The organism is Nocardia sp. NPDC050378, assembly GCF_040655675.1.
GTDB classification, from domain to species: domain Bacteria; phylum Actinomycetota; class Actinomycetes; order Mycobacteriales; family Mycobacteriaceae; genus Nocardia; species Nocardia coubleae.
Map to the genome: position 1 here is coordinate 129,634 of NZ_JBFAKI010000008.1, position 26,160 is coordinate 155,793.

Annotated in this window: 30 protein-coding genes and 1 tRNA gene; 6 read left to right on the top strand and 25 right to left on the bottom strand. The window is 67.0% G+C overall.

The genetic code is table 11. The features are described from left to right. Window positions 1–11 precede the first annotated feature (11 nt). The 4 genes from AB0I35_RS19490 to AB0I35_RS19505 all read right to left on the bottom strand — a co-directional run bounded on the left by AB0I35_RS19490 (window position 12) and on the right by AB0I35_RS19505 (window position 3,906). Complete coding sequence (locus AB0I35_RS19490) at window positions 12–1,493, bottom strand: NAD(P)/FAD-dependent oxidoreductase (RefSeq protein WP_357397485.1); 1,482 nt, start codon at window positions 1,491–1,493, stop codon at window positions 12–14. A gap of 64 nt (window positions 1,494–1,557) precedes the next feature. Beyond that, entirely contained in the window at window positions 1,558–2,136 is a 579-nt protein-coding gene (locus AB0I35_RS19495) for an NAD(P)/FAD-dependent oxidoreductase (protein ID WP_357397486.1), read from the bottom strand. Next, window positions 2,133–3,056, bottom strand: a complete 924-nt coding sequence (locus tag AB0I35_RS19500; protein ID WP_357397487.1) for a ferritin-like domain-containing protein — start codon at window positions 3,054–3,056, stop codon at window positions 2,133–2,135. The genes AB0I35_RS19495 and AB0I35_RS19500 overlap by 4 nt, the downstream gene beginning before the upstream one ends. 22 nt (window positions 3,057–3,078) lie before the next feature. After that, window positions 3,079–3,906, bottom strand: coding sequence for an SDR family NAD(P)-dependent oxidoreductase (locus tag AB0I35_RS19505; protein ID WP_357397488.1), 828 nt, complete (start codon window positions 3,904–3,906; stop codon window positions 3,079–3,081). A 102-nt stretch (window positions 3,907–4,008) separates the two neighbouring features. Here AB0I35_RS19505 and AB0I35_RS19510 point away from each other — a divergent pair, with 102 nt between their 5' ends. Together AB0I35_RS19510 and AB0I35_RS19515 are read left to right on the top strand one after the other, a co-directional pair. Then, window positions 4,009–4,659, top strand: a complete 651-nt coding sequence (locus tag AB0I35_RS19510) for a TetR family transcriptional regulator (RefSeq protein ID WP_357397489.1) — start codon at window positions 4,009–4,011, stop codon at window positions 4,657–4,659. Between the two features lie 174 nt (window positions 4,660–4,833). Continuing rightward, window positions 4,834–5,568, top strand: coding sequence for an alpha/beta hydrolase (locus AB0I35_RS19515; RefSeq protein ID WP_357397490.1), 735 nt, complete (start codon window positions 4,834–4,836; stop codon window positions 5,566–5,568). 213 nt (window positions 5,569–5,781) lie between these two features. Here the strand turns inward: AB0I35_RS19515 and AB0I35_RS19520 are convergent, their stop codons facing one another. The 8 genes from AB0I35_RS19520 to AB0I35_RS19555 all read right to left on the bottom strand — a co-directional run bounded on the left by AB0I35_RS19520 (window position 5,782) and on the right by AB0I35_RS19555 (window position 13,147). Continuing rightward, the gene (locus tag AB0I35_RS19520) at window positions 5,782–6,192 is read right to left on the bottom strand and encodes a DUF6188 family protein (RefSeq protein WP_357397492.1); all 411 of its coding nucleotides are present in this window, start codon (window positions 6,190–6,192) and stop codon (window positions 5,782–5,784) included. A gap of 6 nt (window positions 6,193–6,198) precedes the next feature. After that, a complete protein-coding gene (locus AB0I35_RS19525; protein ID WP_357397493.1) occupies window positions 6,199–7,491 on the bottom strand; it encodes a hypothetical protein in 1,293 nt (430 codons plus the stop codon). Window positions 7,492–7,494: 3 nt separating this feature from the next. Further along, complete coding sequence (locus AB0I35_RS19530) at window positions 7,495–7,794, bottom strand: WXG100 family type VII secretion target (protein WP_357397494.1); 300 nt, start codon at window positions 7,792–7,794, stop codon at window positions 7,495–7,497. Next, on the bottom strand, window positions 7,794–8,132 hold the full coding sequence (locus AB0I35_RS19535; RefSeq protein ID WP_357397496.1) for a WXG100 family type VII secretion target: 339 nt from the start codon (window positions 8,130–8,132) through the stop codon (window positions 7,794–7,796). The genes AB0I35_RS19530 and AB0I35_RS19535 overlap by 1 nt, the downstream gene beginning before the upstream one ends. A 1,063-nt stretch (window positions 8,133–9,195) precedes the next feature. Then, window positions 9,196–9,744: a carboxymuconolactone decarboxylase family protein gene (locus AB0I35_RS19540; protein WP_357397637.1), complete on the bottom strand. Its 549-nt coding sequence runs from the start codon at window positions 9,742–9,744 to the stop codon at window positions 9,196–9,198. A gap of 177 nt (window positions 9,745–9,921) precedes the next feature. After that, window positions 9,922–9,995 (bottom strand) — tRNA-Leu (locus AB0I35_RS19545). A gap of 117 nt (window positions 9,996–10,112) precedes the next feature. Further along, the gene (locus AB0I35_RS19550; protein WP_357148589.1) at window positions 10,113–11,570 is read right to left on the bottom strand and encodes an amino acid permease; all 1,458 of its coding nucleotides are present in this window, start codon (window positions 11,568–11,570) and stop codon (window positions 10,113–10,115) included. Window positions 11,571–11,659: 89 nt separating this feature from the next. Next, the gene (locus AB0I35_RS19555; RefSeq protein ID WP_357397497.1) at window positions 11,660–13,147 is read right to left on the bottom strand and encodes an oligopeptide:H+ symporter; all 1,488 of its coding nucleotides are present in this window, start codon (window positions 13,145–13,147) and stop codon (window positions 11,660–11,662) included. Window positions 13,148–13,271: 124 nt separating this feature from the next. Here AB0I35_RS19555 and AB0I35_RS19560 point away from each other — a divergent pair, with 124 nt between their 5' ends. After that, complete coding sequence (locus tag AB0I35_RS19560; RefSeq protein ID WP_357397498.1) at window positions 13,272–13,712, top strand: SRPBCC family protein; 441 nt, start codon at window positions 13,272–13,274, stop codon at window positions 13,710–13,712. A gap of 18 nt (window positions 13,713–13,730) precedes the next feature. Here AB0I35_RS19560 and AB0I35_RS19565 read toward each other — a convergent pair whose 3' ends face one another. From AB0I35_RS19565 to AB0I35_RS19605, 9 genes are all read right to left on the bottom strand, one after another. Continuing rightward, window positions 13,731–13,940, bottom strand: coding sequence for a hypothetical protein (locus tag AB0I35_RS19565; protein WP_357397500.1), 210 nt, complete (start codon window positions 13,938–13,940; stop codon window positions 13,731–13,733). 29 nt (window positions 13,941–13,969) lie between these two features. Beyond that, the gene (locus tag AB0I35_RS19570; protein ID WP_166655728.1) at window positions 13,970–14,125 is read right to left on the bottom strand and encodes a DUF6131 family protein; all 156 of its coding nucleotides are present in this window, start codon (window positions 14,123–14,125) and stop codon (window positions 13,970–13,972) included. 175 nt (window positions 14,126–14,300) lie between these two features. Continuing rightward, window positions 14,301–14,573, bottom strand: a complete 273-nt coding sequence (locus AB0I35_RS19575) for a hypothetical protein (RefSeq protein WP_133733844.1) — start codon at window positions 14,571–14,573, stop codon at window positions 14,301–14,303. A gap of 61 nt (window positions 14,574–14,634) precedes the next feature. Further along, on the bottom strand, window positions 14,635–15,360 hold the full coding sequence (locus tag AB0I35_RS19580; RefSeq protein WP_357397501.1) for a GntR family transcriptional regulator: 726 nt from the start codon (window positions 15,358–15,360) through the stop codon (window positions 14,635–14,637). Window positions 15,361–15,431: 71 nt separating this feature from the next. Then, on the bottom strand, window positions 15,432–16,760 hold the full coding sequence (locus AB0I35_RS19585; protein ID WP_357397502.1) for a serine hydrolase: 1,329 nt from the start codon (window positions 16,758–16,760) through the stop codon (window positions 15,432–15,434). A gap of 63 nt (window positions 16,761–16,823) precedes the next feature. Further along, window positions 16,824–17,339: a hypothetical protein gene (locus tag AB0I35_RS19590; protein ID WP_357397503.1), complete on the bottom strand. Its 516-nt coding sequence runs from the start codon at window positions 17,337–17,339 to the stop codon at window positions 16,824–16,826. Between the two features lie 119 nt (window positions 17,340–17,458). Further along, window positions 17,459–18,055, bottom strand: a complete 597-nt coding sequence (locus AB0I35_RS19595; RefSeq protein WP_357397504.1) for a DUF305 domain-containing protein — start codon at window positions 18,053–18,055, stop codon at window positions 17,459–17,461. A 61-nt stretch (window positions 18,056–18,116) separates the two neighbouring features. Beyond that, window positions 18,117–18,503 (bottom strand): DUF6153 family protein, encoded by a 387-nt coding sequence (locus tag AB0I35_RS19600; protein WP_357397505.1) that lies wholly within the window; start codon window positions 18,501–18,503, stop codon window positions 18,117–18,119. A gap of 62 nt (window positions 18,504–18,565) precedes the next feature. Continuing rightward, window positions 18,566–19,144 carry a hypothetical protein gene (locus AB0I35_RS19605; RefSeq protein WP_357397506.1) on the bottom strand — a complete coding sequence of 193 codons (579 nt, stop codon included), beginning with the start codon at window positions 19,142–19,144 and terminating at the stop codon, window positions 18,566–18,568. A gap of 231 nt (window positions 19,145–19,375) precedes the next feature. Between AB0I35_RS19605 and AB0I35_RS19610 the strand changes: the two genes are divergently transcribed. Both AB0I35_RS19610 and AB0I35_RS19615 read left to right on the top strand, forming a co-directional pair. Next, window positions 19,376–20,524: a methyltransferase gene (locus AB0I35_RS19610; protein WP_357397507.1), complete on the top strand. Its 1,149-nt coding sequence runs from the start codon at window positions 19,376–19,378 to the stop codon at window positions 20,522–20,524. 148 nt (window positions 20,525–20,672) lie between these two features. Then, window positions 20,673–21,527: a Bax inhibitor-1/YccA family protein gene (locus AB0I35_RS19615; RefSeq protein WP_181696633.1), complete on the top strand. Its 855-nt coding sequence runs from the start codon at window positions 20,673–20,675 to the stop codon at window positions 21,525–21,527. A 69-nt stretch (window positions 21,528–21,596) separates the two neighbouring features. On the opposite strand, the gene AB0I35_RS19620 is transcribed toward AB0I35_RS19615, so the two are convergent. The 4 genes from AB0I35_RS19620 to AB0I35_RS19635 all read right to left on the bottom strand — a co-directional run bounded on the left by AB0I35_RS19620 (window position 21,597) and on the right by AB0I35_RS19635 (window position 24,518). Beyond that, on the bottom strand, window positions 21,597–22,022 hold the full coding sequence (locus tag AB0I35_RS19620) for a TA system VapC family ribonuclease toxin (RefSeq protein ID WP_357397508.1): 426 nt from the start codon (window positions 22,020–22,022) through the stop codon (window positions 21,597–21,599). Next, window positions 22,019–22,276, bottom strand: a complete 258-nt coding sequence (locus AB0I35_RS19625; protein WP_357397509.1) for a hypothetical protein — start codon at window positions 22,274–22,276, stop codon at window positions 22,019–22,021. The genes AB0I35_RS19620 and AB0I35_RS19625 overlap by 4 nt, the downstream gene beginning before the upstream one ends. Window positions 22,277–22,366: 90 nt before the next feature. After that, window positions 22,367–23,587 (bottom strand): acetyl-CoA C-acetyltransferase, encoded by a 1,221-nt coding sequence (locus AB0I35_RS19630; protein WP_067485604.1) that lies wholly within the window; start codon window positions 23,585–23,587, stop codon window positions 22,367–22,369. Window positions 23,588–23,636: 49 nt separating this feature from the next. Continuing rightward, window positions 23,637–24,518 carry an SGNH/GDSL hydrolase family protein gene (locus AB0I35_RS19635; protein WP_357397510.1) on the bottom strand — a complete coding sequence of 294 codons (882 nt, stop codon included), beginning with the start codon at window positions 24,516–24,518 and terminating at the stop codon, window positions 23,637–23,639. A 206-nt stretch (window positions 24,519–24,724) separates the two neighbouring features. On the opposite strand from AB0I35_RS19635, the gene AB0I35_RS19640 reads away from it, so the two are divergent. Beyond that, window positions 24,725–26,128 carry an MFS transporter gene (locus tag AB0I35_RS19640; protein WP_357397511.1) on the top strand — a complete coding sequence of 468 codons (1,404 nt, stop codon included), beginning with the start codon at window positions 24,725–24,727 and terminating at the stop codon, window positions 26,126–26,128. Window positions 26,129–26,160: the final 32 nt, after the last annotated feature.

Genomic DNA, 26,160 nt, shown 5'->3' on the forward strand with positions numbered 1-26,160 from the left:
GGGGGCGTTCGCTACGCCGTGGTGAAGACGTAATCGGACAGGTCGAAATGACCGCTGCGCCAAGCCGCTTCCAGTGTGGACGACGGTCGCAGCGGCACATCACCGTGTTTGTCGAAGTAGTAGCTGTTGGCCTCGGCGCAGCTGTCCTGCCAGAACACCTGCCCACCGCGCCGCGCGAGTACTTCGCGGAAGAACCGGTCGTTGGCCTCGCGGCGGACCTCCACCCTGGTGGCGCCGGTCCTGCGGGCCCGGCGCAGGCAGCGCAGGATATGGCGGGTCTGATTCTCGATGAGCGTGAAATACGAGGCGCCGTTGTAGCCGTAGGGGCCCATGATGGAGAAATAGTTGGGGAAGCCCGGCACGCTGACGCCCTCGTAGGCCTGCAGCCGGTTCTCGTCCCACCATTTCTCCAGGTCGAGGCCGTCGACGCCGTGCAGGTCGTAGGTCGGCATATTGCCCGACTCCATCACCTTGAAGCCGGTCGCGAGAATCAGCACGTCGGCCGGATGTTCGGTGCCCGAGGTGCGCACGCCGGTCGCGGTGATCTCGGTGATGGGTGCGGTTTCCAGCGTGACATTCGCGCGGTTGTAGGTGGCCAGGTAGTCGTTGGAGAAGCTCGGCCGTTTGCAGCCGAGGGCGTAGTCGGGGGTCAGTTTCGCGCGCACGACCGGGTCCTTCACCTGGCGGCGCAGGTGGGCCAGCCCGGCGCGCTCGCCGATCGCGGCGGTGGGCAGCGAGCGGTGGTAGTGGGCGGCCAGCGGGAAGGTCACCTCGACGTAGGTCTGGCTGATCAGCCGGGTGAGTGTGCGGCCGCCGGGCAGGCGAAGCGCCCAGCGCGCGGGTGGCGGCACGGGCAGGTCGGGCCGGGGCAGGCACCAGATCGGGGTGCGCTGGAAGACCGTGAGGTGCTCGACCAGCGGCGCGATCTCCGGGATCACCTGCACCGCCGACGCCCCGGTCCCGATGATCGCGACCCGCTTGCCGCGCAGGTCCAGGCCGTGATCCCAGCGCGCGGTGTGCACGGTGGTCCCGGCGAAGGTCTCGATCCCGGGGATGTCGGGCAGTTTCGGGCGGGTGAGCACACCGGTCGCGCTGAGTACGAACCGGGCGGTGAGCTCGGCGCCGTCGGCGGTGCGCAACACCCAGCGGTCGGCGTCGGCGTCGAAGTCGGCGGCGACCACGGTGGTACCGAACCGGATGCGCGGGCGCAGACCGTACTTGTCCACGCAGGATTCGGCATAGGCCTTGAGTTCGCGACCCGGCGCGTACACGCGCGACCACTCGGTCCGCTGGTCGAAGGAGAACTGGTAGCTGAACGACGGGATATCCACGGCCACACCGGGATAGGTGTTCCAGTGCCAGGTGCCCCCGACCCCGTCGGCGTCGTCGACCATCAGGAAGTCCTCGAAACCGGCCTCGCGCAGCGCGATCGCGGCCCCGATGCCGGAGAAGCCCGCGCCGACGATGATGATCTCGTGATCGATGGTGTTCATGCCGCTGCCTCACCGAGATTCGGCCGCGCCGTCCGTACGGTACGGGGACAGGTGATTCGCTCGCTCACGCTGATTCCTTTCTGTCGGCCGCTTTGTCGGCCGTGCCGACCCTGACGGCTGTCGCGGGCAGATGGGAGCCGCGACCGATGGTGCGCACGACGTGGTGGGAGTCGTCGGCGAAGACGATGGTGTCGACCCGGTGTTCGATCCCGTCGACGGTGCGCACGCCGAGCGGAGCGAGCCGTGCGATCGGCCAGGTGACCAACCGGCAGTGCGGTTGCCGCAGCGTGCGGTAGTAGCTGTCGTGTACCGCGACGCCCGCGTCGTCGTCGGGCGTGAGCCGGTACCGCAGCCACGAATCACGCACTTGCCAAGCAAGATTGGCGCGCGCGACGAGCCGCACCAGACGATCAGGCGCGTGCCGGAGGGCACCGGACGGCAGGGGTGCGCGTGGCACGATCCAGACGGCCTCGGTCTGGAACACCGTCACCCGCGCCGCCTCGGCCGCGATGCCGGGCAGTAGTCGTGCCGCCGCCGCGCCGGAACCGATGATCGCCACCCGCTCGCCGGTGAACTCCCCGCGCGGGCGGAATTCGCGGTGGTGCACGATCCGGCCGTCGAAACTGCCGGGGATCCCGGTCATTTCGCGACCGGATCGTAGGTGAGCTCGCGGACCCACGACGGACGATGACCGAGCACCCGGACCGGGAACCTGTCGATACAGGCACTGGACACATCGGCGAGCAACTGGAAAGGCTGACGGTGGTCGATCGTCGCCTTCGCGTGCAAGCGCACCACGTGATAGAGCGGCAGTCGCCGGATCCGCGGGCTGCGCTCGCCGACGGTCTCGTAGCGCCGCACCGCGTTCCACAGCTTTTCCTCGTCCAGACCGAGCGCCACGATATTGGCTGCCATCCGCGACAACAGTGGCGCGTAGAGCAGTGCGCCGAGCACGAACGACGGGCGCGCCGCGAAACCCGCTGTCTCGATGGCGATCTTGCGCAGCGGTCCCGCGCCGAGCTGCTCGAGTACCTGGAAGCCGACGGCCAGGTGCCGGGATTCGTCGCTGTTGATGTGCCGGAACACCTCGTGGCACACCGGGTCGTCGACCTCGTCGAGCAGGAACTTCACCAGCGCGCCGTCCAACGCTGTCTCCAAGGACGGGATGACGGTGCCGAGTACGGGCAGGGTCATGTGTTCGGCATAGCGATCGAGCCAGCTGATCACGAGGCGAATGTTCTTGTTGGGCACCGGCATCGCGTCGTCGTCGAGCATGCCCCAGCGGCGCATCAGCGCCAGCTCGGCATTGGCGTGCTTCTGTTCCTCGGCGTGGAAGTGCCGGTAGATCTCGCGCAGCGCGCCCGGTGGCGCCTGCTGGACCAGCGCGGCGAAGCCACGGGCGCCGACGTGTTCGATCCACACCAGATCCGACATGAACGCGGCGAGTCGTGGCCGCTGCTCGTCGGTGACCAGCTCGGCACCCGGTGCGTCCCAGTCGATATCGGCCAGGGCCCATTGCTTGGCCCGCACGGTGGCGAGCATGTCGGGATAGGCGAACGTCATTGTCCGTCTCCTCTCGGTCGGTTCAGCGCACGACCCGCTCGAGCAGGCCCGCCGAACGGGTGTAGGTGGCGGGCATCCAGCGTTTGGCCTGCCACAGCACTTTGGCTTCCAGTTGTGGGACCACGTAGAGATCGCCGCGGTCGACGGCGTCGAGGGTGGTTTTCGCGATGCTCGCGGGTGAGCGGCCGGTCCATCGCAGAAGCGAGCCGCCGAGGCGTTCGGCGGTGTCGTCCAGTGGCGAATCCGACCGCAGGATCCCGGTTTTCACGGCCGTGGGACACAGCACCGTCACGCCGACGCCGGTCCCGGCCAGCTCGGCCGCCATGGTCTCCGACAGCGCGAGCACTCCCGCCTTGCTCACGTTGTAGGCAGCCATCCGTGGTGCCGCGCCGAAGGCGGCGGCGGAGGCGACATTGACCACCGTTCCCCGCCCCGCCGCGCGCAGGATCGGTGTGAAGACGTGACAGCCGTTGATGACTCCCCACAGGTTCACCGCGAGGGTGCGTTCCCAGTCGTCGAGGGTGAACTCGCCGACCGGCGGCCCGCCCGCGCCGATCCCGGCATTGTTGACCACCAGACTCGGCGCGTCACCGAACCAGTCCTGCGCCAGTGTGGCCAGTGCGGTGACCTCGTCGATCGCGGTGACGTCGCAGCGGGCGCCGACGGCCTTGCCGCCCGCGTTCTCGACCAGCACGGCGGTCTCGGCGGCCCGCTCGGCGTCGATATCGGAGCACACCACCCGCCCGCCGCGCCTGCCCAGTTCCACGGCGAAGGCGCGGCCGATGCCGCTGCCCGCACCGGTGACCACCGCATCGGCGTGCTCGGTTCGACGACGACGAAACAGGCGCATGGCGACTCCCTGGTTCAACCGGTCCGGTCCGAACTGGTGTCGTCTGCCACCATTGGCCGCACCTGACACCAATTAGGCGCGTGACGGAGTACTTTGTCAACCATGGATGTGCGCGCACCGGCCCGGACCTGGGGCGGCCGCACCGCCGAAGAGCGCAGGGCGCAGCGCCGCGCCGACCTGATCGCGGCGGCGCTCGAGATCTGGCTCGACAGCGGATGGGCCGCGGTGACGATGCGCGGTGTCTGCCAGCGGGCCGCGCTCAACGACCGGTACTTCTACGAGAACTTCACCGACCGCGACGACCTGCTCGCCGTGGTCTGGGACGAGGTGTGCGCGGAGGTCTTCGCCGATCTGGCCACCATCCTGGCCGCCAACGCCGACCGCGCCCCCCTGGAAATCCTGCGCGCCGCCATCGCCCGCGCCGTCGAACTGCAGACCGACCTGCGTGGCCGGGCCCGCATCCTGCTCGCCGACCACGCGGGCAGCGCCGTCCTCGAGCAACGCCGCAAAGCCATGCTCACCGACGCCACCGACCTCCTGATCGCCGCCGCCTGGCCTCACCTGCGCCCCGACGCCGACGAAACAGCCGTGCGCATGAGCACCCTGGCAGGCATCGGCGGCTTCATCGAACTACTCACCGCCTGGCGCACCGGCACCATCGACGTCGACGCCGCCCGCCTCGTCGAACACACCTACGCGATCGCCACCCAACTCGGCGCGATGTTCCTGCCCGCGGACATCATCGGCGGTTGAAAATCCGTTGGCGAACGACGGCGCCCACTGCTACCTTTCACGAATTCCGTGACAGTGGACGAGGAGGTGATACCCGTGAACGCAGTATCGACATGGGTGCTCTCCGCTGGAGTCACGGTCGGGCGATAGGTCGTCCGGGAGCGCCGATCAACAGCACTCCCGAAAGGCACGACCGTGCGATTCATCACCGAACAACGCCTCGACGACGACATCCTCGAACGCGAATTCCTCCTCGGCGACATCCCCGGAATTCTGTGGACGCCCGTATCTGTTTCCGAACCGATGCCGCTGATCCTGGCCGGACCCCCTCCGCTCGGGCTCCACAGGGCGTACCCGCGACTGTTGGACCGGGTCCGGCCTTGCGTCACCGAGGGCTACGCGGTGGCAACCATCGAGCTGCCCGGCAGCGGAGAGCGGCCCCGTTCGGCCGGCGCCGATCAGGCCCTCGCCGACCTGCGGCGGGCGCTGGCGGCGGGCGGGCCGGTCGCCGACGAAATCGTCGACAAGCTCATCCTCCCGCTGGTCGACCAGGCGGTCCCGGAGTGGCGGGCAGCCCTGGACGACCTCCTCGCCCTGCCCGAGATCGGCGGCCCGGTCGGTTATTCGGGCGGGGTGATCTCCATCGGCACACGGCTGGCGGCGGTCGACCCACGCATCACCGCCGCCGTCCTGTTCGCCGGAAGTTTCGTCCCCCGCGCCATTATCGAGGAAGCCCGCCACGTCACCATTCCGGTGCACGTCCTGCTGCAATGGGACGACGAAGGAAACGACCGGCAGATGGCCCTCGACTTGTTCGACGCCTTCGGCTCGGAAGAGAAGACGCTGCACGCCAATATGGGCGGGCACACCGGCGTCCCGCCGTACGCCGGGGCGGAGGCAGGCCGGTTCTTCACCCGGCATTTGAAGTGAGGTCGGCTGTCAAGGGCATGCGCGGCATGAGGGTGCTCGAGTAGCCCGTCCGTGGGGAAGTGTCTCCGCCGATCTGGTGTCGGCGGAGACACGAGCGCGAGCTCGGTGCCGCCCGCCGTGCCACAGTGGTCGTATCCAAGCGGCGAGCGGGACAGTGGTGCGAACAGTTAGTTGGCGACGCTGCTGAGGGGCGCACGGTGCGCTGTCGACAGATTAATCCAGCACCGCCCCAGAAGGCGTTTGACGCCACGACCGGCCATCGCTGAACCGGACGGTGGCAACTGCGTCATCCTTGCGGGCGAGCAACGTCCAGCCATTCGCGAATTTGACACGGAGCGTCCCGGACTTGAATCCGACCGAGGAAATAATGCGAGCGCAGACCACTTCCTCGACCACAGAGGCATCCCATGTGATCAATGGCCTACGGTCAGGGTCGCTCTTGGTTGCGTGCCCGGGTGAAAGCAGTGCTGCCGTACCCACGGTAATCACGCTACCTTCGTTGGTAGCCAATTCAATGGCATTGTTCCGCCATGTGGTCGACATAACCGCCTGGTCGCGAAGTGGCAGTATCCAGCGGTCCTCGAGTTCGGTCAATATGGAATCCTCTTCGATATTGGAACGCATGGCCAATTATTCTTCGGGTAGGAAGTCTGTGATATTTCCGATGCTATCCTCTGATACCGTACCATCGGCATTTTTCGGATACGCCTCACCGGTCTTGGTGTCGATCACCACGTCGGGATTCTTAGCGGCACCGTTGCCGCGCCACGCCGCCCCTGCTTTCACCTTGTGAATTGCTTCTCTAATTTCACGTTCGGTTACATCGTATTCCTTTGCCAACTTCCCAACGCTGGTTGTCATCGAGCCAACCGTGAAGGCCCCCGCGCCGCCATTGATATCATCGGAGACTTCGAGTAGAAATACCTTTGTTGTGATGATAGTCGCCAGTGAAGTAATTACTGTGCCAGTGTCTGGCACCCCGTCAAAAGCGGTAATTACGCCGACCGTGCTACCGAACGCGGCCGAGAATCCGAGAATCCTCAGAAGCTTCTGGGCGTTCAACGCAGTCCGAATCGCCGATGTCGCCTGAGTGGCGGCCAGAGCGGCGGTGTCGGCGCCGACTGCGACAGATCCACCCAGGGAGAAGAGCGCTCCAACAACGGCGACGCCGACAGAGAGCGCAACTGCCCACTCAAACGATACGATAGCGCTACGCACAGCTTGGTTGGCATCGACGATGCTAGTCTTGAATTCTCCTAATGGTGCTGCGATGTTGCTGGCGGCCAACGTGATCGTATCGGCCGACGTCCCGATCGTGTTGAGGTGCTGCTGTATCAGGGCTCGGTTCTCGACGGCATCGAGGTTGTCGAATCGCTGTGAGATCGCTTCAATCCGGGATTTCAGGCCCGCTAACGCCTCGCTGTTCGCGAACGCGCTCCATGTCGAGGAAACCTCACCAAGTGCGTCAACATCGGCGTTGGGAAGCTTCTTGAATTCGTTAGTAATATTCTCCATGAACCGGTCGAAGAATTCTCCGCCGTCATCGTCACGCTGGACGCCGTTTCCAGAAATTTCCGTCGTAGCCGACGGGAGATTGACCTTGTACTCGGTCATCGAAACGATCGTCGGACGTGGTGGTGCAGGGTTGCTGTTGTTGCTGATCCCATAGTTATAGCCGGATGCAAACAGGATATTTCCGAAGTTCGTCAGCGCATCGGCCAGGTTTGTGCACGCTTGCAAACTATTACGGGCGCGGTCGTCATATGCCCTTGCCCATTCCGCGCAACCGGGCGCGTCTCCCGCCATGCCAGCGCCCTTGGATTGCATGCAATCGTGAACTGGTTTATCAGCTACCCGCAACGCTGTCGCTAAGTCGTGGCACTCCTTGCCGGCTGCGTAATAGGATACCCAATCGACGTACATCGCTCACTCACCTGAAAGCATGCGACGGTTGGCATCGATCGCTGCAGAATATTGAGTATGGGCAGATTTAGCTGCCATACTCATAACGCGAATCCCGTCCGCGAATTCACGTGCACCAGTTGCCCATTGCTGGTGTGCGACTTGATATGCATCCGCGGCGACGCCTTCCCACCCGGTGCCGGCGAGTGTGGCAACTCGGTCGTCGATCTCATCGAGGTGGTCTGCGACAAAGCTGGCGAGTCCAGCCACCTTGGCGACGATGTCTTCGAGATGGTCGAGGTCGACCGTGAATTCCGACCCCATCACAGACCGGGCAGATCTAGACTGAATGTGCCGAGGCCTGCGCTGAACGATTGATCCGCCTGACTATACGTATCGGCGGATACGCCTAGCTTTTCAGCCATTTCTGTAAGAGCGCTGATGATGGCGACGCCACCCGAACGAGTCTCGGACCAAGCGGTTGCAAAAGACTCAGCGTAGTCGCCGGTCCAGCTGCCTCCGGCGCAAGCATCTACCTCGCGAGATGCAGTGTCGAGCGCCTGGCGTAGTACATCAGCGAGGCCATACACGAAGTTTCCTACGTCGCGGACTTTTTCGGGAACAACCGTCAGCGACTGGCCGTCCCCCCCGAGGGTGCTCATGGTCGCGATGCTAGTACAGGTTCGGGCCTTTGCTGGCGTTGTCGTTGGTCAGAACCAGTTGGGCGCGGCCGCCTACACGGTGTTTGCTACTGACGTCGACGGCGATACCGACCTGTTCGCAGACCGATCTCGCTGGGGCGGTGAGCACGTCGATGTGTCAGATGGTCTCCCGCCTTCGCTCGCGAAGCACCTTGATACTGTCCGGACAGACTTGTTGAACGTCAGCTCAGTCACGTTAGGCAGTGAGCGAGGTCACTGAAAGGGTGAGCCCATCACCGCCGGGCATCGAGGGCCGCGGAGGGTGTGCGACTAGTCTTGATTCGAGACGGCGTTGCCTCGATGAATGTTTCGCGGTCGTGGGTCGACGATCGTGAAATCGCCGGGCTGGAAATACGCTACATGGAGTTCCATACGGCTCCGAGTGTGCCGATCCGGTCCGTAGTGCACGTCCGCCGCACCAAGGAACGCGAGGGTGGCAAGTGGTGTCCAGCCAACCAAAGCCCGAGCGTAGCAAGCGTTCTGTGCCACCCCGCCCTGACTGCGGCACGGATGCACGCCTACCTGTTCGGTGAATACGCCATGTACCCGCGCTCTGCGGAGCCCACCGCACCGTGGTGGCTGTCGCGGGTGAAGGGTGGAGGCTACCGCGTAGCGGACGAGCGATACGCGGTACCGTTCGACTGGTCGCAGCCGATGGCAATGGGCACCTTCTACGACACGATTTTCAAAGCCCTTGCTGCCCGCCACCACGCCTGTACCGGCCACGCGCGGCGTACGTCTGCACGACCTGCGGCATGCCTTCGCGGTGATGCAGCTGATGGCCGGTACACATTTCATGCAGATGCCCAGTGGCTAGGGCAGTACGCTCGTCCTCCCTTAACACCTACGCGACTGGATCCCAGAAGAGGACGGCGGCGCGGACGAGCAGCGTGGCAAGTTCTCGCCTGCGCGGCCGAACACCGAGAACTCGCAGGTCATGTGCTATCCGATTCCGCTTCCACGACCGGGGATTCGTCGTAGCCAGCTGGACCAGGGCGGCCGGAGCCTAGGGGAAGCGCTGCGATCACGGAGCGTGTGGACGCTCCGGCATCGCGCACGCCAGGCCGTCTGCCATCCCGGTCGGCTGCACCCCGAGACCTTGATTGAGGCGGGCCCGCTGGTTCTCCCACGCGATGGTCGCCGCGAGTTCGGTCAGCTGTGCTTTCGTCAGATGAGCGAGCAGGGCGACGCGAAGTTCGTCGATATCCACCGCGGGCGTCACCGTCATCGCCTCGGCGAACGCGATCACCAGCTTCTCCAACTCGCTGTAGGCGTCACTCGTGCGATAGCGAGGCAGATCCGTGATCTGCCGCTCGCTCAGCCCACTCGTATGTGCCAGCGCCGACCCGATATCGAGACAGAACTGACAGGCCACCAGCCCCGCCGTCTTGAGCTCGGCGAGCTCTTTGAGCCGAGGATCGAGCTTGTTGCTGAACAACAACGCCGTCTCGTATCCCGCGGTCGCCACCCCGATCTGCGGTCGCCGCCCCAGCCACCCCACCAGATCCCCCCGGTGCCGGCGAGCGCGCCGAACCACCGTGGCATACCCCCGAATCCGCCCGACCACCCGCATCGTCAACACCCCTTCGTGCCCCGCGATTCGCCTACGCACGAAGCTACGCCGCAGACCCACCGAATCCCAGCGTGATCCCCAGCACCCCTTCCCTCTCAGAGCGCGGTGCCAGCGACACGTCCGACGACTGCTTCCTGGATCGAGGCGGCGCAGGTCCGCTCTGAACCAGCACCGAAGTGCCCCCACTGGGACTCGAACCCAGACTCGACGGATTTTAAGTCCGCTGCCTCTGCCAATTGGGCTATAGGGGCGTCCGCCGACAGCCTAGCGACTCGTACGGGTGTACCGGAATTTTGGCGGTAGACCCGGTCGGATCGGCGTGTCGCGGGGGAGCGCGCCGATCCGGTCCGGGGAGCTATCGTCGCTGGTCAGTCTTTGGCCAACGCCTCCTTCTTGCCGAGCAGGGAGTGGTGACGGCTGTAGGCGAAGTAGATCACGAAGCCGAGCAGCATCCAGACCAGGAAGCGCAGCCAGGTTTCCACCGACAGGTTCACCATCAGCCACAGGCAGGCCGCCACGGCCAGGATCGGGATGAGGGGGACGAGGGGGACGCGGAAGCCGCGGGGCAGGTCGGGGCGGGTGCGGCGCAGGATGAGCACGCCGACCGACACCAGCACGAAGGCGAACAGGGTGCCGATGTTGACCATTTCCTCCAGCGTGCCGAATTCGACGAAACCGGCGAGCACGCAGCAGACGATGCCGACGATGACGGTCAGACGCACGGGGGTGCCGCGCTTGCCGGTGTGGGCCAGCCAGCGGGGCAGCAGGCCGTCGCGGGCCATGGCGAACAGCACGCGGGTCTGGCCGAGGAACAGCACCATCACCACGGTGGTGAGGCCGGCCAGGGCGCCGATGGAGATGACGGTCTTGGCCCAGTCGACGCCGTGGATGGCGAATGCCGTTGCCAGCGTGGCGTTCTCACCGGCGAGCTCGGTGTAGGGCACCATGCCGGTGAGCACCAGGGTGACGGCGACATAGAGCACGGTGACGATGAGCAGCGAACCGAGGATGCCGCGCGGCACCGCCTTCTGCGGGTTCTTGGTCTCCTCGGCGGCGGTGGCGACGACGTCGAAACCGATGAACGCGAAGAACACCAGGCTGGCCGCGGCGAGCAGGCCGTACCAGCCGAAGCTGCTGTCGCCGGCGCCGGTGACGAACGAGAACAGCGACTGATGCAGGCCGCTCGCACCGTCGTCGGCGGGCTGTGACGGCGGGATGTAGGGGCTGAGGTTCGAGGCCTTGAAGTAGGTGATGCCGAGGACGAGAACAAGGGCGATCACACCGAGCTTGATGGCCACCGCGATCGCGGACACCCGCGAGGACACCTTGGTGCCCACCGCGAGCAGCACGCCGAGCACGATCAGCAGCGTCACCGCGCCCCAGTCGAAGGTGATCGACCCCAATTTCACCGTGGCCGACTCGAATCCGAAGACGGTGCCGAGGTATTGCGACCACCCCTTGGCCACCACCGACGCGGCGAGCGCGAACTCGAGAATCAGGTCCCAGCCGATGATCCAGGCGACCAGTTCACCGAAGGTGGCATAGGAGTAGGTGTAGGCGCTGCCCGCCACCGGGACGGTGGAGGCGAACTCGGCGTAGCAGACCGCGGTGAGGCCGCAGGCGATGGCGGCGAACACGAACGCCAGCGACACCGACGGTCCGGCGACATTGCCCGCGGTGCGGGCGGTGAGGGTGAAGATGCCCGCGCCGACGACGACGGCGACACCGAAGATCGTGAGATCCCAGGCCGTCAGGTCCTTGCGGAGTTTGGAGTCGGGTTCGTCGGTGTCGAGGATCGACTGCTCGACCGATTTGGTGCGGAACATGCCGCCCCATCGGCTCGGTGTCTCTGCCGGTGTCGGCACGTTGTTCTCCTTCTGCATGCGAACGTTGTGAGAAGAGTTACCCCGGCGGGTCAGTGCACACCCTGCATGTGCCGTTTGATCCACGGCGCGCAGGCCACGACGACGAGTCCGGCCGCGATGGCGGCCGCACCGCTGATCCCGAAGTACATGCCTTCGCTGTCGGGGCTGTAGTAACGGGCCAGCGTGCCCGCCATCGACGTGCCGATGCCGACCGAGAAGAAGTACAGCGCCATCATCTGGGAGCGGAACGCGGCAGGCGCGAGGTGCGTGGTGACCGCGAGGCCGATCGGAGAGAGCAGCAGTTCCGAGACGGCGAAACCGCCGAGGATGGCGAACACGGCGAGCACCGGAACGGTTTTGCCCTCGAATCCCGACAGCAGCGCGAACAACCAGAACGCGATACCCATGCCGATGACGCCGAACGCGAATTTGATCGGTGTACTCGGAGCCCGGTTGCCGAGCTTGGTCCACAGCAGCGCGAACAGCGGCGAGAGCGCGATGATCCACACCGGTTCCACCGAGCCGATCCAGCTGGCCGGTGCCTCCCAGCCGAAGATGCGCCAGTCGACGCGCTCGTCGGAGTACACCGCGAGCATGGTGAACATCTGCTGGAACAGCGACCAGAACACCGCGTTGGCCAGGAACAGCGGGATGAACGCCACCACCCGGGTGCGTTCGACCGGCTCCACCTTCGCGCTCGTGAGCATCACTGTGAAATAGGCGATGGACGCGATGACGATGACGCCGGTGGTGACATCGGAGAGATTGTCGAGGGTGATCCACCCGGCCCAGATCGCCAGGCCCGCTACCACGGCGGCGACGGCCACGCCGGTCAGCACCGGCCGCAGGTCGGCGCGGGTCACCGGGTTGGGGACCTCACGCCCGTGCGTACCGAGGTTGCGCCGGAAGATCACGTACTGGGTCAGGCCCAGCGCCATACCGACCGCGGCCGCACCGAAGCCGACGTGGAATCCCCATTCGCGCTGCAGCAGCCCCGTGAGCAGCGGACCGGTGAAGGCACCGATGTTGATGCCGAGATAGAAGAGGGTGAAGCCGCCGTCCACACGCGCGTCCGAGGGTGCGTAGAGGGTGCCGAGCAGCGAGGAGGCATTGGCCTTCAACGCGCCGCTGCCCAGGGCCACGAGCACCAAACCCACACCGACACCGGCCAATCCGGGCAACACAGCCAGCGCGAGATGGCCCGCCATCACCACGACACCGCCGTAGAACACGGTGCGTTCCATGCCCAGCACCCGGTCGGCAATCCATCCGCCGAGGACCGTGGAGAGGTATACCAGTCCGCCGTAGGCGCCGACGATGCCGAGCGCCGTGCTCTGCGCGATCCCGAGTCCGCCGTCCGCGGCGGTGTAGTACAGGTAGTAGCCGAGGATCGTCAGCATGCCGTAGAAGGAGAAACGCTCCCACAGCTCGACGCCGAACAGATTCGTCAGTCCGATCGGGTGCCCGAACAGGGTGTGTTCGAGCGCCGGGTCGGCGGGCCCGGGCTGGTCGCCGAGCCGGGTGTGTTGCGTGGACATAAGGGAACGATCCCACGTCGAAACGATGTACAGCAATTTTCCCGCATCTGTCTTGCTTCGGCGTGCCGCGGGCCGAAGCCCGCGTTGCCGCGCCGACCGGGCGGGCGGGAATTACGCTGGTCTGGTGCTGACTGCCCAGGTGACCGTGCCGGTGGCGTGCGAGGTCGCGTTCGCGACGCTGTCCGACGGCTGGCTCTACGCCAGCTGGGTGGTCGGTGCCTCGAACATCCGCGAAGTCGACCCCGAGTGGCCCGCCGTCGGCAGCCGTATCCACTACCGCTTCGGCCTGTGGCCGGTACTGATCGGCGACACCACCGAAGTGCGAACGGTCGAGCCGCCACACTGTCTGGAATTGGAGGCGCGACTGTGGTCGATCGGGTCGGCCTGGATCCGAATCACCCTCGCCGAGGCCGAGCCGGGGCGCACCACGATCCGGATGACCGAACGTGCCGCGCGCGGCCCGGCGAGCTTGATCCCCGGACTCGCCCAGGACGTGGCCTTCGCCGCGCGCAATCAGGAATCTCTGGAGCGGTTGGCAGCCTTGATCCGCGCGCGAGCACGGTAGCTCGCGCGCGGATTCGGGCTAGCTGGGTTGCGGGAGTTCGCAGTCGTCGACCTTCGGGTTGACGCCCATGTAGTTGAGCGGGCCCGCGATCATGGTGACCACGATGGTGCCCAGCGAAGCGCAGTTCTGGTCGCGCTCGGTGTAGTAGCCGCGTTGACCTGCGGCAAGGACACCGATCAGTAACCAGACCAGCACAACGATCGAAGCGATGCGCGGTGTATTCGCCATGACGTGTCCTTTCCGATGGCAGGCCCAGCTCAGTAGTAATGCCTGCGACCGGCGACCGGACGCCCGATGCTGCCCGCGATGAGTAGCGCGAGGCCGATGACGAGCACGATCACACCAACGGTGTTGAGAATCGGGATGCCGAAGACGAGGCCGGCGATGAGAAGAATTGCACCGAGAAGAATCATGTGGAGCTCACCTGTTCGGGTAACGATCGGACGCACCGGGTGGCGCGTCTCGTGGGGCGTATGCCCGGTTCGGTGCAGAGGAAACAGGTTCGGTTGCGCCGGAATGGATTCGCGGCGCGATCGGTGCCGTTCCGAGTGCGGCGCGTCACCTTTTCGAGATGACGCGCCGCGCGAATCAGCCTGCGGAGCCCGGCATTACGGCCGAGCCCGAGGGCGGGGGCGGGGTGGGCGCGCTCGAGCCGAAGTCGGCGTCGACCGAACCGGTCGGCAGGCCGATGTCGACCGAGCCCGCGCTGCCGGTCGGCGGGCCGATCACCACCGAGCCGGATGGGAGCAGATCCCAATCGGCGCTGCCGACGGCGTTGGCGGTGCCGCCCGCGGTGAGCAAGGCGGTGGCGGCCAGCGCGGTCAGAACGCCCGCGCGGGTGAGGGTGGGGGACAGGGACACGGTGATACCTCCGAGCACTTCACTGTGATGGCGCCCATACGGTATCTGAAATACGAGTGTTTCAGGAGCTTCTTCCGACTTCCATCTGCACCCGGTACCGATCGGAGCGATACCAGCTGTGGGTGTGCTCGATCGGCATGTCGGCGCTGAAGGACACCCGGTCGAAATGCAGAACGGGTGCGCCCTTGCGGACGCCGAGCAGCGCGGCGATCCCCGTGTCGGCGGCTTGGGCGTCGACCGTCTGCTCGGCACGTTCGATCGGCCTGCCGTAGCGGTCGGCGGCGAGGCGATACAGCGAACCGGTGAGGTCGTGGGCGATGAGATCGGGCACGAGTTCCGGGTTGAACCACGCGTCATCGACGCTCACCGCGTCGTCGTCGGCCAGGCGCAACCGGCGCACGTGGTAGGCACGCGCGCCCTGCGGTAGCCGCAGCGCGCGGGCCGTCGGCTCGGGCGCGGTGGCCTCCTCGGCGACCAGCACCAGGGTGCTCGGCTGATGGCCGAGAGCGCGCATCTCCTCGGTGAAGGAGGCCAGATGCAACCGCGACTGCACCGGCCGGTGGGCGACGAACGTGCCCTTGCCACGCACCCGCACCAGATAGCCTTCGTTCACCAGCTGACCGACCGCCTCACGCACGGTGATCCGGCTGACGCCGTAGTCCTGCATCAGGTTTCGCTCGCTGGTGAGCAGATCGCCGGGTTGGAGTTCGCGCGTGCATTTCTGCAGCAGGATCGCGCGCAACTGTTCATGCTTGGGCACTGCGCTGTCTCGCAGCGGTGCTGGCATGGGGCTGGCTCCTCTCGGGCGAACCGGTCCCTACTGGTCCTGTCCGGTCGTTGTCGAGGATACGCCAGCCCTCAGCGGATGCCGGGGGTGCGCGGGTCGGGGCCGATGCAGCCGAGCACCACGCACCCCGGCGGGGTGTCGGCGAACGGGGCTTTCGGTGTCTCGCCGAGACATTCGACGAAACCGCAGCCCGGATAGGCGTAGGGGCCGAGGCCGAAGGTGCCGAACACCGGGTCGGGCCGGGCGATCATCGGATCGGTGACGCTCACGTCCGGCTTCTCCCGGTACGGTCCCGGATCCGGAACCGCCACATCGCGGAACGACGAGACCAGCTTGCGCATCACATCATGGGTGTAGGTCGTCGAGATTCCAGGGGTGGCGACGCCGGTCCAGTTCAGTACCAGGCCGAGGCTCGGCACGATATAGCTGTCGTTGCGCAGCATTCCCGACATCTTCACGGCATCGTCGGGCAGGCCGGGGAATTCGAGGCGGCAGGGCGCGCCGTTGATGACGAAGAGGAAGCCGTAACACGGCATGGCCCGCGACGGTGACAACGCCTCGCGCAGGTAGGCGTCCGAGATCACCTGCTGCTCGTTCCATCGGCCCCGATTGCCCACGAGCAGACCGAGTTTCGCGAAGTCGTCCGGCGGGAGCAGCAGATGCGCGTGGCCGTAGGTGTTTCCGGCCCGATCGCGGGCCCAGTAGTAGTCCGTGCGTTCGATGCCCAACGGGTCGAACAGCTTTCGCTGGGCGAAGTCCTGAAAGTCCGCGCCGACGGCCTGCGCGATGACGTAGACGAGCAGGTCGACCGCGCGCTGGCTGTAGCGGAACTGGGTGCCCTGCGGGCGTTCGATCGGCATCGCGAGTGCCTGGGCGACGACGTTCGGGTCCAGCTGGGCCAATCCGGTCGCGCCCTCGGCGGCGATGGCCACCTCCATTCCGGAGGATTCGGTGAGCAGGTTGCGCACGGTGATCGCGCGGTGCCCCTCGTCGCCGAGCCCCTCGGGCAGGTAGCGGCCGATCGGCGCGTCGACGTCGAGGCGGCCCTCGTCGACCGCCGCACCCGCGACCAGCGCGACGACGCTCTTGGTCCCGCTCCACAGATTCCACGGCACCCCACCGGATTCGGCGTTGCGTGGGCCCGCCGCCACCAGGCAGTTGTTGCGGTAGAGCTGGATGTTGAAGCGGGTGGGGTCGACGGCCAGGCGCATGGCCTCGGCGACTCGATCGGGGTCGAGGGCTACCTCGGCGGGGGACGCCGCCTGCGGTGTGCGTCCGGAGCTGACCTCGCAGTGCCGCGCGATCGGCGGGTCGGCCGCCGCGACGGGCAGCAGTGCCGCCGAGGTCAGCGACAATGCGGTAACCGCGATCGCCGCACCATATTTCAGGAACCCACGCACGCAACCCCTCCGATGACTGGTCTCGGAGGGGCAATCGCGAACGGTGATGTTCCTGTTACGTGCCTAGCGGCCGTAGGGCTTGCAGACCTCGATCGCCGCGTCCTTGGACGCGTTGAACTGATCGATCACACCGTTGAGTTCGTCGGTGGGCGCACGGCGCTCGAGGGTGTCGGCGAGCAGGTTGGTCTTGTCCCGGTAGGTGCGCAGCGGTTCGGCCAGCTCTCCGATGACATCGGTGGTGACCTTGCGATCGAGGTCCTTGGCGTTGTTGCGCAGCACCGGAACCGCCTCGTTGGCCTTGGCGTCGGTATCGGGGGCGCGGTTGTTGCTCGCCTCGATATAGGCGTTGAACGAGGCGACCGAGCTCTTGTTGGCCGCGCGCAGCCCGTCGCAGGCCGAGTCGTTGGCCGCCTTCACCTTCGCGGTCGAGGAGGCCGCGACTTCGGAGGTGTAGGAGGCGAGATCGGTGAGGTTGGCCTCGGCGGTACCGGGTACCTGATTGGTGCAGGCGGCCAGCGTGAGCGCGCCCGCTACGACAACCAGCGCGGTGCCGAGCCCCATTCGTTCCCGTACCAGCATCTGTCTCTCCTCCCTCGCCGGAGCGTCGGTCACCGTCGCGGTGGCCGAACACATCGACCGTACTGGCTTCGGGACGATCAGGTGGCGCCACGCCGGGTCCGGCGCGGCGCCACCCCGGGTCAGCCCTGTCCGAGCAGGCCGCGCATGGTCGCGATCTCACCCTCCTGATCGGCGACGATCTTGGTGGCGAGCTGCTTGGCCTCCGGGTTGGTTCCCTCCGCCAGTTCGGTCTTGGCCATGGCGACCGCGCCCTGGTGGTGCTCGATCATCATCTGCAGCCACTGCCGGTCGAACTCGGCGCCGTTCGCCGCTGCCAGCGCGCTCATCTGTTCCTCGGTCATCATCCCCGCCATGCCGTGGCCGCCGTGGCCCTCGGCGCTCGGTGCGGGCTTGCCGAAGCTGGTCAGCAGGTCGGTGATCTGGCGCATCTCCGGTGCCTGCGCCTGCTCGATCTGGGCGGCCAGTGCGATGAGCTGCTGGTTCTGGGTCCGGCTCGGCACCATCTTCGACATCTCGACCGCCTGCGCGTGATGCGGGTACATCATCTGCAGGAAGGTCACGTCGGCGTCGTCGAAGTCGGTGCGGGCCGTGGCGCTCGTCGTGCTCGCCGTGCTCGTCGAGGAGTGCTCGGTGGTGTGCGTGGTCGAGTCGTCGCCGCACCCGGCGGCGACCACGGCGACAGCGGCGAGGGCGAGAACGGTACGGGTGATGGACATGGGTGATCCTCCTGGGGATTCGGGTGTGGGGTGTCGGACAGTGGCCGCGTGGGCCGACCTGTCAGATCCGCAGAATCGCCAGTTGGGAAAGGGAGAGGACGGTCCAGGGAGGTGGTCGTTCGCGGCGGCCACGCCAGGTTCTCGTCGCCCGGCGGATGGCGTCGCCGTCCTCGGTGAGCCGCGACAGCAGCATCCAGCCGAGCAGCACGGACAGGGCGACGAGGACGAACACGCATCCGTGGACGGCCGCGTGCTGGCCGCAACCGTCGCTGCCGCAGCCGTGATCCGGCTCGGGGACGTCCTGGGGCGCGACCGCTTCGATGTGTTCACCCGCATGGGCATGAGCGGGGGTGATGAAAACCGCCGAGTGCATCGCTACGATCCCGGCCAGCAGCAGCATCACGGCGAGAGCCCTGACGAAGCGCGCAGGCGAAGGCTGGACGGTCACGGCGACGAGTCTAACCAGTGCTCAGCGACGCTACGCAATACCCGCACGTGGTAGGGGTAGAACTAGTCGTTCGCGATGTCCACGACGAGGCGCGGTGGGTCGGCGAGGGTGCTCACGGTGAAACCTGGACGGTCGGCGTCGAGCCCGATGAACGACTGGGTGACGCCTTCGTAGACCACCGACTTGTAGACGCCGGTGATGCGCGGCGTACTGGGATCGGTGACCGGATCGGGCCCGGCGAACGGGGGAACGGGGGAGTCGAACGGGTAGGCCGACCCGAGGATGCGCACTTCCAGGATCGAGCTGCCCGCCACGTTCACGGCCTTGCCGCTGGCGTCCTGCACGGCGTTGTCGGTGTAGGCCACCTGCCAGCCGGGGGTGCCGGTGCCGCCGAGGGTGTAGACGACCCGGTCGTAGCCGGGGTGGTGGCCGAGGCGGACATCGGTGACGGTGAGGGCGGCGCCGTCGCTCGCCTCGCCCGACTTCGCGTCGTTGTCGCGCGGACCGGTGGCGTCGGCGAACGTGCTCGCGGTGCTCGTTGTCGTCGTCGAGGGAGTCGCGGCGGGCGCGTCGTCGGAACCGCAGCTCGGCAGGACCAGAGCCGCGGTGGCGATCAGCACGAACACGGGGGCGTTGCGCATGTGACCGATGGTACTCAGGTGAACTCGGGGGTTGCGGGAATCAGCCGGGCGCGTGTCCAGGCTGTGAGTTTGCTGGGCGCGTGCACCGTGGGATCAGCGCGGTCGGCACGCATCGCTGTAACCCGTTCGCCGTCAGTCTTTTCCATGCTCGGTACGCATATGTGGGCCTCGGTTCCGCTGTGCCGCAGGGGCGGATGTGACGATGGGGCAACGATCTAGCACACTTGTCGCGTGGACAGTGTCGAGGACGTATTCACCCGGCTGCGCCGGTATCCGGACGTGGAGGCGCCGAACCTCTATGCCGTCGACGCCGCGGATCGGTTGATTCTCGATACCGCCGCCGACGCGCTCGCGGGCGCGGGCAGCGGCGAGGTGGCGGTGATCGGCGACGCCTACGGCGCGCTGACCCTCGGGGTCGCGGTACGGCACGGGCACACCGGGATCCGGGTGCACCAGGACCTGCTCACCGGCGAACTCGCCCTGGCGGGTAATGCCAAGAACCTCGGTCTCGCCGACCGCTTCACCGTGCACGGGCTCGACGCGGACCTGCTCACCGGCGCCCGCGTGGTCGTGATGCGGTTGCCGAGAATGCTCGCCGGGCTCGCCGAGATCGCCGAGGCCATCGCCCGTTACGCCGCCGACGACGTGGTCGTCTACGCCGGTGGCCGCGACAAATACCTCACCCCGACCATGAACGAGGTGTTCGCCGAAACGTTCCGCCAGGTGCGGGCGGGCCGGGGCAGGCAGAAGTCGCGGGTGCTCGTCGTCAGCGAACCGCTACCCGTCGGCGAACCACGATTCCCGGTGCGCGAGAACATCATCGAGATCGACGGTGACGTGGTCGCCTACGGTGCCGCGTTCTCCGGCCCACGCCTCGACATCGGCACCCGGTTCCTGCTCGAACATCTGGACCGGATGAAGCCCGACGCCCGCGAGGCCATCGACCTCGGTTGCGGCACCGGCATTCTCGCGGTGGCCCTGGCCAAGTCGCGTCCGCGTATCCGGGTGGTCGGCACCGATCAGTCCTGTGCCGCCGTCGCCTCGGCCCGGGCCACCGCCGCCGTCAACGGTGTCGACGACCGCGTCACGGTGGTGCGCGACGACGCCATGTCCTCGGCCGCCGACAACAGCGCCGACCTGGTGCTGTGCAATCCGCCGTTCCATGTGGGCGCGGCCGTGCACACCGGTTCGGCCATCAAGATGTTCGCCGAGACCGGCCGGGTGCTCCGTCCCGGCGGCGAGCTGTGGACGGTGTACAACTCGCACCTGAACTATCGGGGCGTGGTGGAACGGATGGTCGGGCGGACCGACGTGATCGACCGGAACCAGAAATTCACGGTGACGCGGTCTGTCCGTGGCCTGCGCGACGTACAACGATAGGGGCGCTCCGACGGGGTAGAGTCCGATTTGTCCGAACGGACGGTGGTGCGATCAATGATCGAGCCGCCGGGAACTTTGTTCGTTCGCGACACGTTGAACAGGGCAGTTGGAGCTGTACGACGTTTCATCACTCCAGGAAAGGCGCACGGTGCGTACCTCATCGAATCCGGTGTTCAAGAACTTACCTCGCCAAGAGGGAGTCGGCGGTTACGCGAACTTCGGTTCGGGCGTGACCGGCGCGGGCCAGCTGGGCAACCAGTACGGCGAATACGGTCAGCAGTACGGGCAGCAGTACCAGCAGGCACCCGCCACCCGTGCCATGACCATCGACGACGTGGTCACCAAGACCGGCATCACCCTCGCGGTGCTCACCGTCTCGGCGATCATCTCCTTCGCGCTGTCCTCGGCGAACCCGTCGCTGGCGCCGCTGTTCGTCATCGGCGGCGGCCTGATCGGCTTCGTGCTGGTCATGATCGCCAGCTTCGGCAACAAGATGGACAACCCGGCGCTCGTGCTGTCGTACGCGGCGTTCGAGGGTCTGTTCCTCGGCGCGCTGTCGCTGATGTTCACCGATGTCACCTTCGGCGGTGTGGGCGGTAGCGCCCTGATCGGCCAGGCGGTGCTCGGCACGTTCGGCGTGTTCTTCGGCATGCTCGTGGTCTACAAGACCGGCGCGATCCGGGTCACCCCGCGATTCACCCGCATGCTGCTCGGCGCCATGGTCGGTGTGCTGGTCCTGATGCTCGGCAACCTGATCGCCAGCTTCTTCACCGACGGCGGCTTCGGTCTGCGCGACGGTGGCCCGCTGGCCATCGTGTTCAGCCTGGTCTGCATCGCCATCGCCGCGTTCAGCTTCCTGCTGGACTTCGACTCCGCCGACCAGCTGATCCGCGCCCAGGCCCCCGAGAAGGCCGCCTGGGGTGTCGCCCTCGGCCTGACCGTCACCCTGGTCTGGCTCTACGTGGAGATCCTCCGCCTGCTGAGCTACTTCCAGCGGGACTGAGACAGTCGGTAACTATTGCTGCGGCCCCATACCATAGGTGTGGGGCCGCAGCGCTTGTCGCATCTCCATCTACGCGAAAACGGTAACGACATCGACAGAGGGATAGCGAGCGGCGAACTTGCGGTCGAGGGTCGCTACTGAGGCGTTGCTCGCTTGCGCGAAGGCGGCCAGGTAGTCATCGGTCCAAAGTTTGTGACTGTGGTCGTTGCGTGCCGACAACGCGCGAAACACTGGTTCCAGGGCGGCCGGTTCGTCTGCCCACTGCACTCGTTCGTCGGCCGCCAACTGATCGAGGACGCGCCAGGCTTCGCTACGCGACAGCACCTCGGTATCCATCACCGCCGGGTTGGACAGCAACCGAAGGAGACCTGTCTGGGTCATCCGGCACAAGACCAAGCCGCCGCTCTGGCCTTCGAACCACTTCACCGCTGCGCCGTGATGGACATGCCTGCCATAGACGGCTGCCAGCCACAGGCCGACATCGACGAGCGTCATCGCCCGTACCGGTCGGCATCCTCAGCGGCGAAAATATCGGCTATGTCGGCGTTGGTGATCTCACGCGGTGGGCGACTGTCATCTGCGGCCCCGACCAGCGGGAACGCGACCCGGCCGACTTGTGGCGAGGCGGACGCACCCACCTCGCGCGCGAGTGCCTTGGTGAACAGCTCCTTGAGGCTGATCCCACGTGCGGCAGCTGCCAGCTTCGCGGCCTGCATGAGGCCGGGAGAAAGGTCAACCGTTGTGCGCATAAAAGCATATTAGCACGGTGGGGTCGTCAATGGTCCTGAATCGGCGACGGCCCGGGGCTGGTGCTCCGGGCCGCCGCCTCGTGGAGGGGATCAGCTGAGGCGTTCGATGACCATGGCCATGCCCTGGCCGCCGCCGACGCACATCGTTTCCACGCCGAACTGCTTGTCGTAGGTCTGCAGGTTGTTCAGCAGGGTGGCGGTGATGCGGGCGCCGGTCATGCCGAACGGGTGTCCGAGGGCGATGGCGCCGCCGGAGACGTTGAGCTTGTCCTCGTCGATCTTCAGCTCACGCGCCGAGCCGAGCACCTGCACGGCGAAGGCCTCGTTGATCTCGAACAGGTCGATGTCGGCGACCGACTTGCCCGCCAGGGCGAGCGCCTTCTTGACGGCCTCGATCGGGCCGAGGCCCATGATCTCCGGGGACAGGCCCGAGACACCGGTGGACACGATGCGCGCCAGCGGGGTGAGACCGAGCTCCTTGGCCTTGGTGTCGCTCATGATCACCAGCGCCGCCGCGCCGTCGTTGAGCGGACAACAGTTGCCCGCGGTGACGGTGCCGTCGGGGCGGAACACCGGCTTGAGCTGGCTGACGGCCTCGTAGGTGACGCCGGCGCGCGGGCCGTCGTCCTTGCTGACGACGGTGCCGTCGGGCAGGGTCACCGGGGTGATCTCCCGTTCGAAGAAGCCGTTCTTGATGGCTTCCTCGGCGCGGTTCTGCGAGCGCACGCCCCAGTGGTCCTGGTCCTCGCGGCTGATGCCGGTGAGGGAGGCGACGTTCTCGGCGGTCTGGCCCATCGCGATGTAGGCGTCGGGCAGCAGGCCGTCCTCGCGCGGGTCGTGCCACGCGCCCGCGCCGCCCTCTGCGGTCTTGGCGGTGCGGGCCTCGGCCTCGGCGAACTCGGGGTTCTTGGTGTCGGGCGAGCTGTCGGCCGAGCCCTTGGCATAGCGGGACACGGTCTCCACACCGGCGGAGATGAACACGTCGCCCTCGCCTGCCTTGATCGCGTGGAAGGCCATCCGGGTGGTCTGCAGCGACGAGGCGCAGTAGCGGTGCACGGTGGTGCCGGGGACCACGTCGAGGCCGAGCTTCACCGCGACGATGCGCCCCTGATTGAAGCCACCCTCACCGGCGGGGGAGCCGGTGCCGAGGATGATGTCGTCGACCTGGGTGGGGTCGAGGGCAGGGACCTTGGCCAGCGCGGCCTGGACCATCTGCGCGGTCAGGTCGTCCGGGCGCATCCCGGCCAGGGACCCCTTGACGGCACGGCCGATCGGGGAGCGGGCGATGGAAACGATGACGGCCTCGGGCATGAGGACTCCTTTTCGGAAGGCTGGCGCGAACGGCTGTTGTACATACCGCTCATTCGTGAATGTACGTCTCGCTCTGAGCGACAGGAAGACCAGGGCGGCCACGCACCGCGGAGACGAGCACCGGCAACAACTGGGCGGCCGCGAGTTCGTAACCGGCTGCGGAAGGATGGAAGCCGTCGGTCGCGAAGAGGATCTCGGGAGCCGCCCGGAACTCCGAGGCCACCAGTGGCGAGCCCATCGGCACCGCGATTCCCCCGGCCAGCGTGGTCGCCACCGTCTGTGCCTTGCCGAGCCGCACACTCCAGTTCGCCACCACCGTGCGCAACGGCTGCGGGATGGCGGTGACGGTACCGAGGTTGGGACACGTGCCGACGACGACCAGCGCGTCGGCCTCGCGCAACCGCGATACCGCCTGCGCGAGCCTGCGGGCCGAGGCACGGATCGAATGCTTCTTGGTGATGTCGTTGGCACCGACGAGGATCACCGCGGCGTCCGGCGGCGGTCCGGCGATGAACATCGCGTCGACCTGTCCGGCCAGGCCCTTGGAGGTGGCGCCGGAGATCGCCTTGGTACTCAACCGGATCCGCATACCGGTGGCCTCGGCCAGGCCGCGGGCCAGGCGCACACCCGGCACGTCGGCGGCGCCGAGGCAGCCGAGACCGGCGGCGGTGGAGTCGCCGAAGATCATCAGGTGCAGGTCGAACGGAACGTTCTTGCGCCACGGCTCGGGCAGGGTGGCACCGGGGGCGTACACGCCGTCGGCCTCGGGCGGCTTGGAAGTATCGCGGCCGATCACCGCACGCGCGGCGCCTGCCTGGGTCATCAGCAACCGGTAGGTGGCCCAGGAGACGGTGCCCGCGCCCGACCCGGCGAGGACGGTCGTGGCGCCGGTGACCGCGGCCGTGCGCCAGCTGATTCGAGGTGCGCTCACATCCGAAAATTCTACGGCGGATCCGCCTCCCCGCGTCTTTTGGCCGGACTCAGGTGCGGAGCGAGTTCGGGGCGCGGCAAGCTCTTGTGAGCGGGGTGAGTTAGCCGGTTCCCGGTGAGTTACCCATGTCCTGGCGAGATCAGTTGTTGCGCGTCGAAACCGCTCGCCGATGCGCTGACCGCGCGGCGCTGGACTATGGTGCGGGAGTGGGTAAGGCGCCCGAGCTGTTGCGACTCGGCGAACCGGCCGGGCGACGGCTGCTCGCCGCCACCGTGCTCGGCTCGGGGATGGGTTTTCTCGACGGCACCATCGTCAATGTCGCGCTCCCCCGCATCGGATCCGAGCTGCACGCCGACCTCGCCGCGCTGCAATGGGTGATCAACGGCTACACCCTGGCGCTCGCCGCGCTGATCCTCGTCGGCGGCGCGCTGGGTGACCGGTTCGGTCGCAAACGGATGTTCGCCTGGGGTGTCGGCGCGTTCGCCGTCACCTCCGCGCTGTGCGCGCTGGCGCCGACGATCGAGACGCTGATCGCGGCGCGACTGTTGCAGGGCGTCGCCGCGGCCCTGTTGACCCCCGGCAGTCTGGCGCTGGTCGAGTCGTCGTTCGTCCACGGCGACCGGATGCGGGCCATCGGCGCCTGGACCGGCATGCTCGGCGTAGCCACGGCAGGCGGTCCGGTGCTCGGAGGCTGGCTGGTCGGGCTGTCGTGGCGGTGGGCCTTCGCGATCAATCTGCCGCTGGCCGTACTCACTCTGGTGCTGTTGCGTGGTGCGCCCGAGTCCCGCGACGAACGCGCCGACGGCAAGCACTTCGACCTGCCCGGCATCGTGCTCGCCCCGGTGGCGCTGGCCGGGGTCACGTGGGCGCTGACCGAGTGGCCCGACACCGGCGCCACTCCCGCCACGGTCGGTGCCGCGGCGACGGGAGTGGTGGCCGCCGCGGCCTTCGTCGTCGTCGAGCGGCGCGCTCGGTATCCGATGGTGCCGCCCGAGATGTTCGCCGACCGTGTCTTCACCCTCATCAACGTGGTGACGCTGCTCGTCTACGCCGCGCTGTCCGGGTCGATGGTGTTCATCGCCCTGTTCCTCCAGATCGGCGCAGGCTGGTCGCCGTTGGCGGCCGGGGCGGCGAGCGTGCCGATCAGCTTGCTGATGTTCCTGCTCGCGGCACGTTTCGGCGCGGTCGCCACCCGGTTCGGACCGCGCAGGCCGATGGTGATCGGCGCGTTGATCCTGGCCGGCGGGCTGGCGCTGCTGGCGGGCGCGCCGCGCGAGCCGGACTTCGCCACCGACATCCTGCCCGGCATGCTCGCCATGGGGCTCGGTCTCTCGATGCTCGTCGCCCCGCTGACCGGCACCGTCCTCGCCGCCGCACCGGCCGGCCGGGCGGGGGTCGCCAGCGGCATCAACAACGCGGTCTCGCGCACGGCCGGATTGCTCGCGGTCGCCGCGCTGCCGCTGCTGGTCGGGCTTTCCGGGCACGCCTACGCCGACGCGGACGCCGTCACCGCGGCCTATCGCGGCGCGCTGTGGTGGTGCGTGGGCTTGGTGCTCGCCGGGGCAGCCGTCACCGCTGTCGGCCTGTCGGGGCGTCGCGCCGCCGGGTGATGGACCGGTGTGCCGGCACACACTGTCGGACC

Bases quoted from the DNA above. Each gene is read 5' to 3' on its own strand.
- AB0I35_RS19500 (WP_357397487.1), bottom strand. From the start codon at position 3,056: ATGACGTTCGCCTATCCCGACATGCTCGCCACCGTGCGGGCCAAGCAA.
- AB0I35_RS19535 (WP_357397496.1), bottom strand. From the start codon at position 8,132: ATGAGCACCCTCGGGGGGGACGGCCAGTCGCTGACGGTTGTTCCCGAA.
- AB0I35_RS19540 (WP_357397637.1), bottom strand. From the start codon at position 9,744: ATGCGGGTGGTCGGGCGGATTCGGGGGTATGCCACGGTGGTTCGGCGC.
- AB0I35_RS19555 (WP_357397497.1), bottom strand. From the start codon at position 13,147: ATGTCCACGCAACACACCCGGCTCGGCGACCAGCCCGGGCCCGCCGAC.
- AB0I35_RS19530 (WP_357397494.1), bottom strand. From the start codon at position 7,794: ATGGGGTCGGAATTCACGGTCGACCTCGACCATCTCGAAGACATCGTC.
- AB0I35_RS19565 (WP_357397500.1), bottom strand. From the start codon at position 13,940: ATGGCGAATACACCGCGCATCGCTTCGATCGTTGTGCTGGTCTGGTTA.
- AB0I35_RS19510 (WP_357397489.1), top strand. From the start codon at position 4,009: ATGGATGTGCGCGCACCGGCCCGGACCTGGGGCGGCCGCACCGCCGAA.
- AB0I35_RS19625 (WP_357397509.1), bottom strand. From the start codon at position 22,276: ATGCGCACAACGGTTGACCTTTCTCCCGGCCTCATGCAGGCCGCGAAG.
- AB0I35_RS19495 (WP_357397486.1), bottom strand. From the start codon at position 2,136: ATGACCGGGATCCCCGGCAGTTTCGACGGCCGGATCGTGCACCACCGC.
- AB0I35_RS19605 (WP_357397506.1), bottom strand. From the start codon at position 19,144: ATGCGCAACGCCCCCGTGTTCGTGCTGATCGCCACCGCGGCTCTGGTC.
- AB0I35_RS19490 (WP_357397485.1), bottom strand. From the start codon at position 1,493: ATGAACACCATCGATCACGAGATCATCATCGTCGGCGCGGGCTTCTCC.
- AB0I35_RS19630 (WP_067485604.1), bottom strand. From the start codon at position 23,587: ATGCCCGAGGCCGTCATCGTTTCCATCGCCCGCTCCCCGATCGGCCGT.
- AB0I35_RS19505 (WP_357397488.1), bottom strand. From the start codon at position 3,906: ATGCGCCTGTTTCGTCGTCGTCGAACCGAGCACGCCGATGCGGTGGTC.
- AB0I35_RS19590 (WP_357397503.1), bottom strand. From the start codon at position 17,339: ATGCTGGTACGGGAACGAATGGGGCTCGGCACCGCGCTGGTTGTCGTA.
- AB0I35_RS19620 (WP_357397508.1), bottom strand. From the start codon at position 22,022: ATGACGCTCGTCGATGTCGGCCTGTGGCTGGCAGCCGTCTATGGCAGG.
- AB0I35_RS19595 (WP_357397504.1), bottom strand. From the start codon at position 18,055: ATGTCCATCACCCGTACCGTTCTCGCCCTCGCCGCTGTCGCCGTGGTC.
- AB0I35_RS19570 (WP_166655728.1), bottom strand. From the start codon at position 14,125: ATGATTCTTCTCGGTGCAATTCTTCTCATCGCCGGCCTCGTCTTCGGC.
- AB0I35_RS19520 (WP_357397492.1), bottom strand. From the start codon at position 6,192: ATGCGTTCCAATATCGAAGAGGATTCCATATTGACCGAACTCGAGGAC.
- AB0I35_RS19525 (WP_357397493.1), bottom strand. From the start codon at position 7,491: ATGTACGTCGATTGGGTATCCTATTACGCAGCCGGCAAGGAGTGCCAC.
- AB0I35_RS19550 (WP_357148589.1), bottom strand. From the start codon at position 11,570: ATGTTCCGCACCAAATCGGTCGAGCAGTCGATCCTCGACACCGACGAA.
- AB0I35_RS19580 (WP_357397501.1), bottom strand. From the start codon at position 15,360: ATGCCAGCACCGCTGCGAGACAGCGCAGTGCCCAAGCATGAACAGTTG.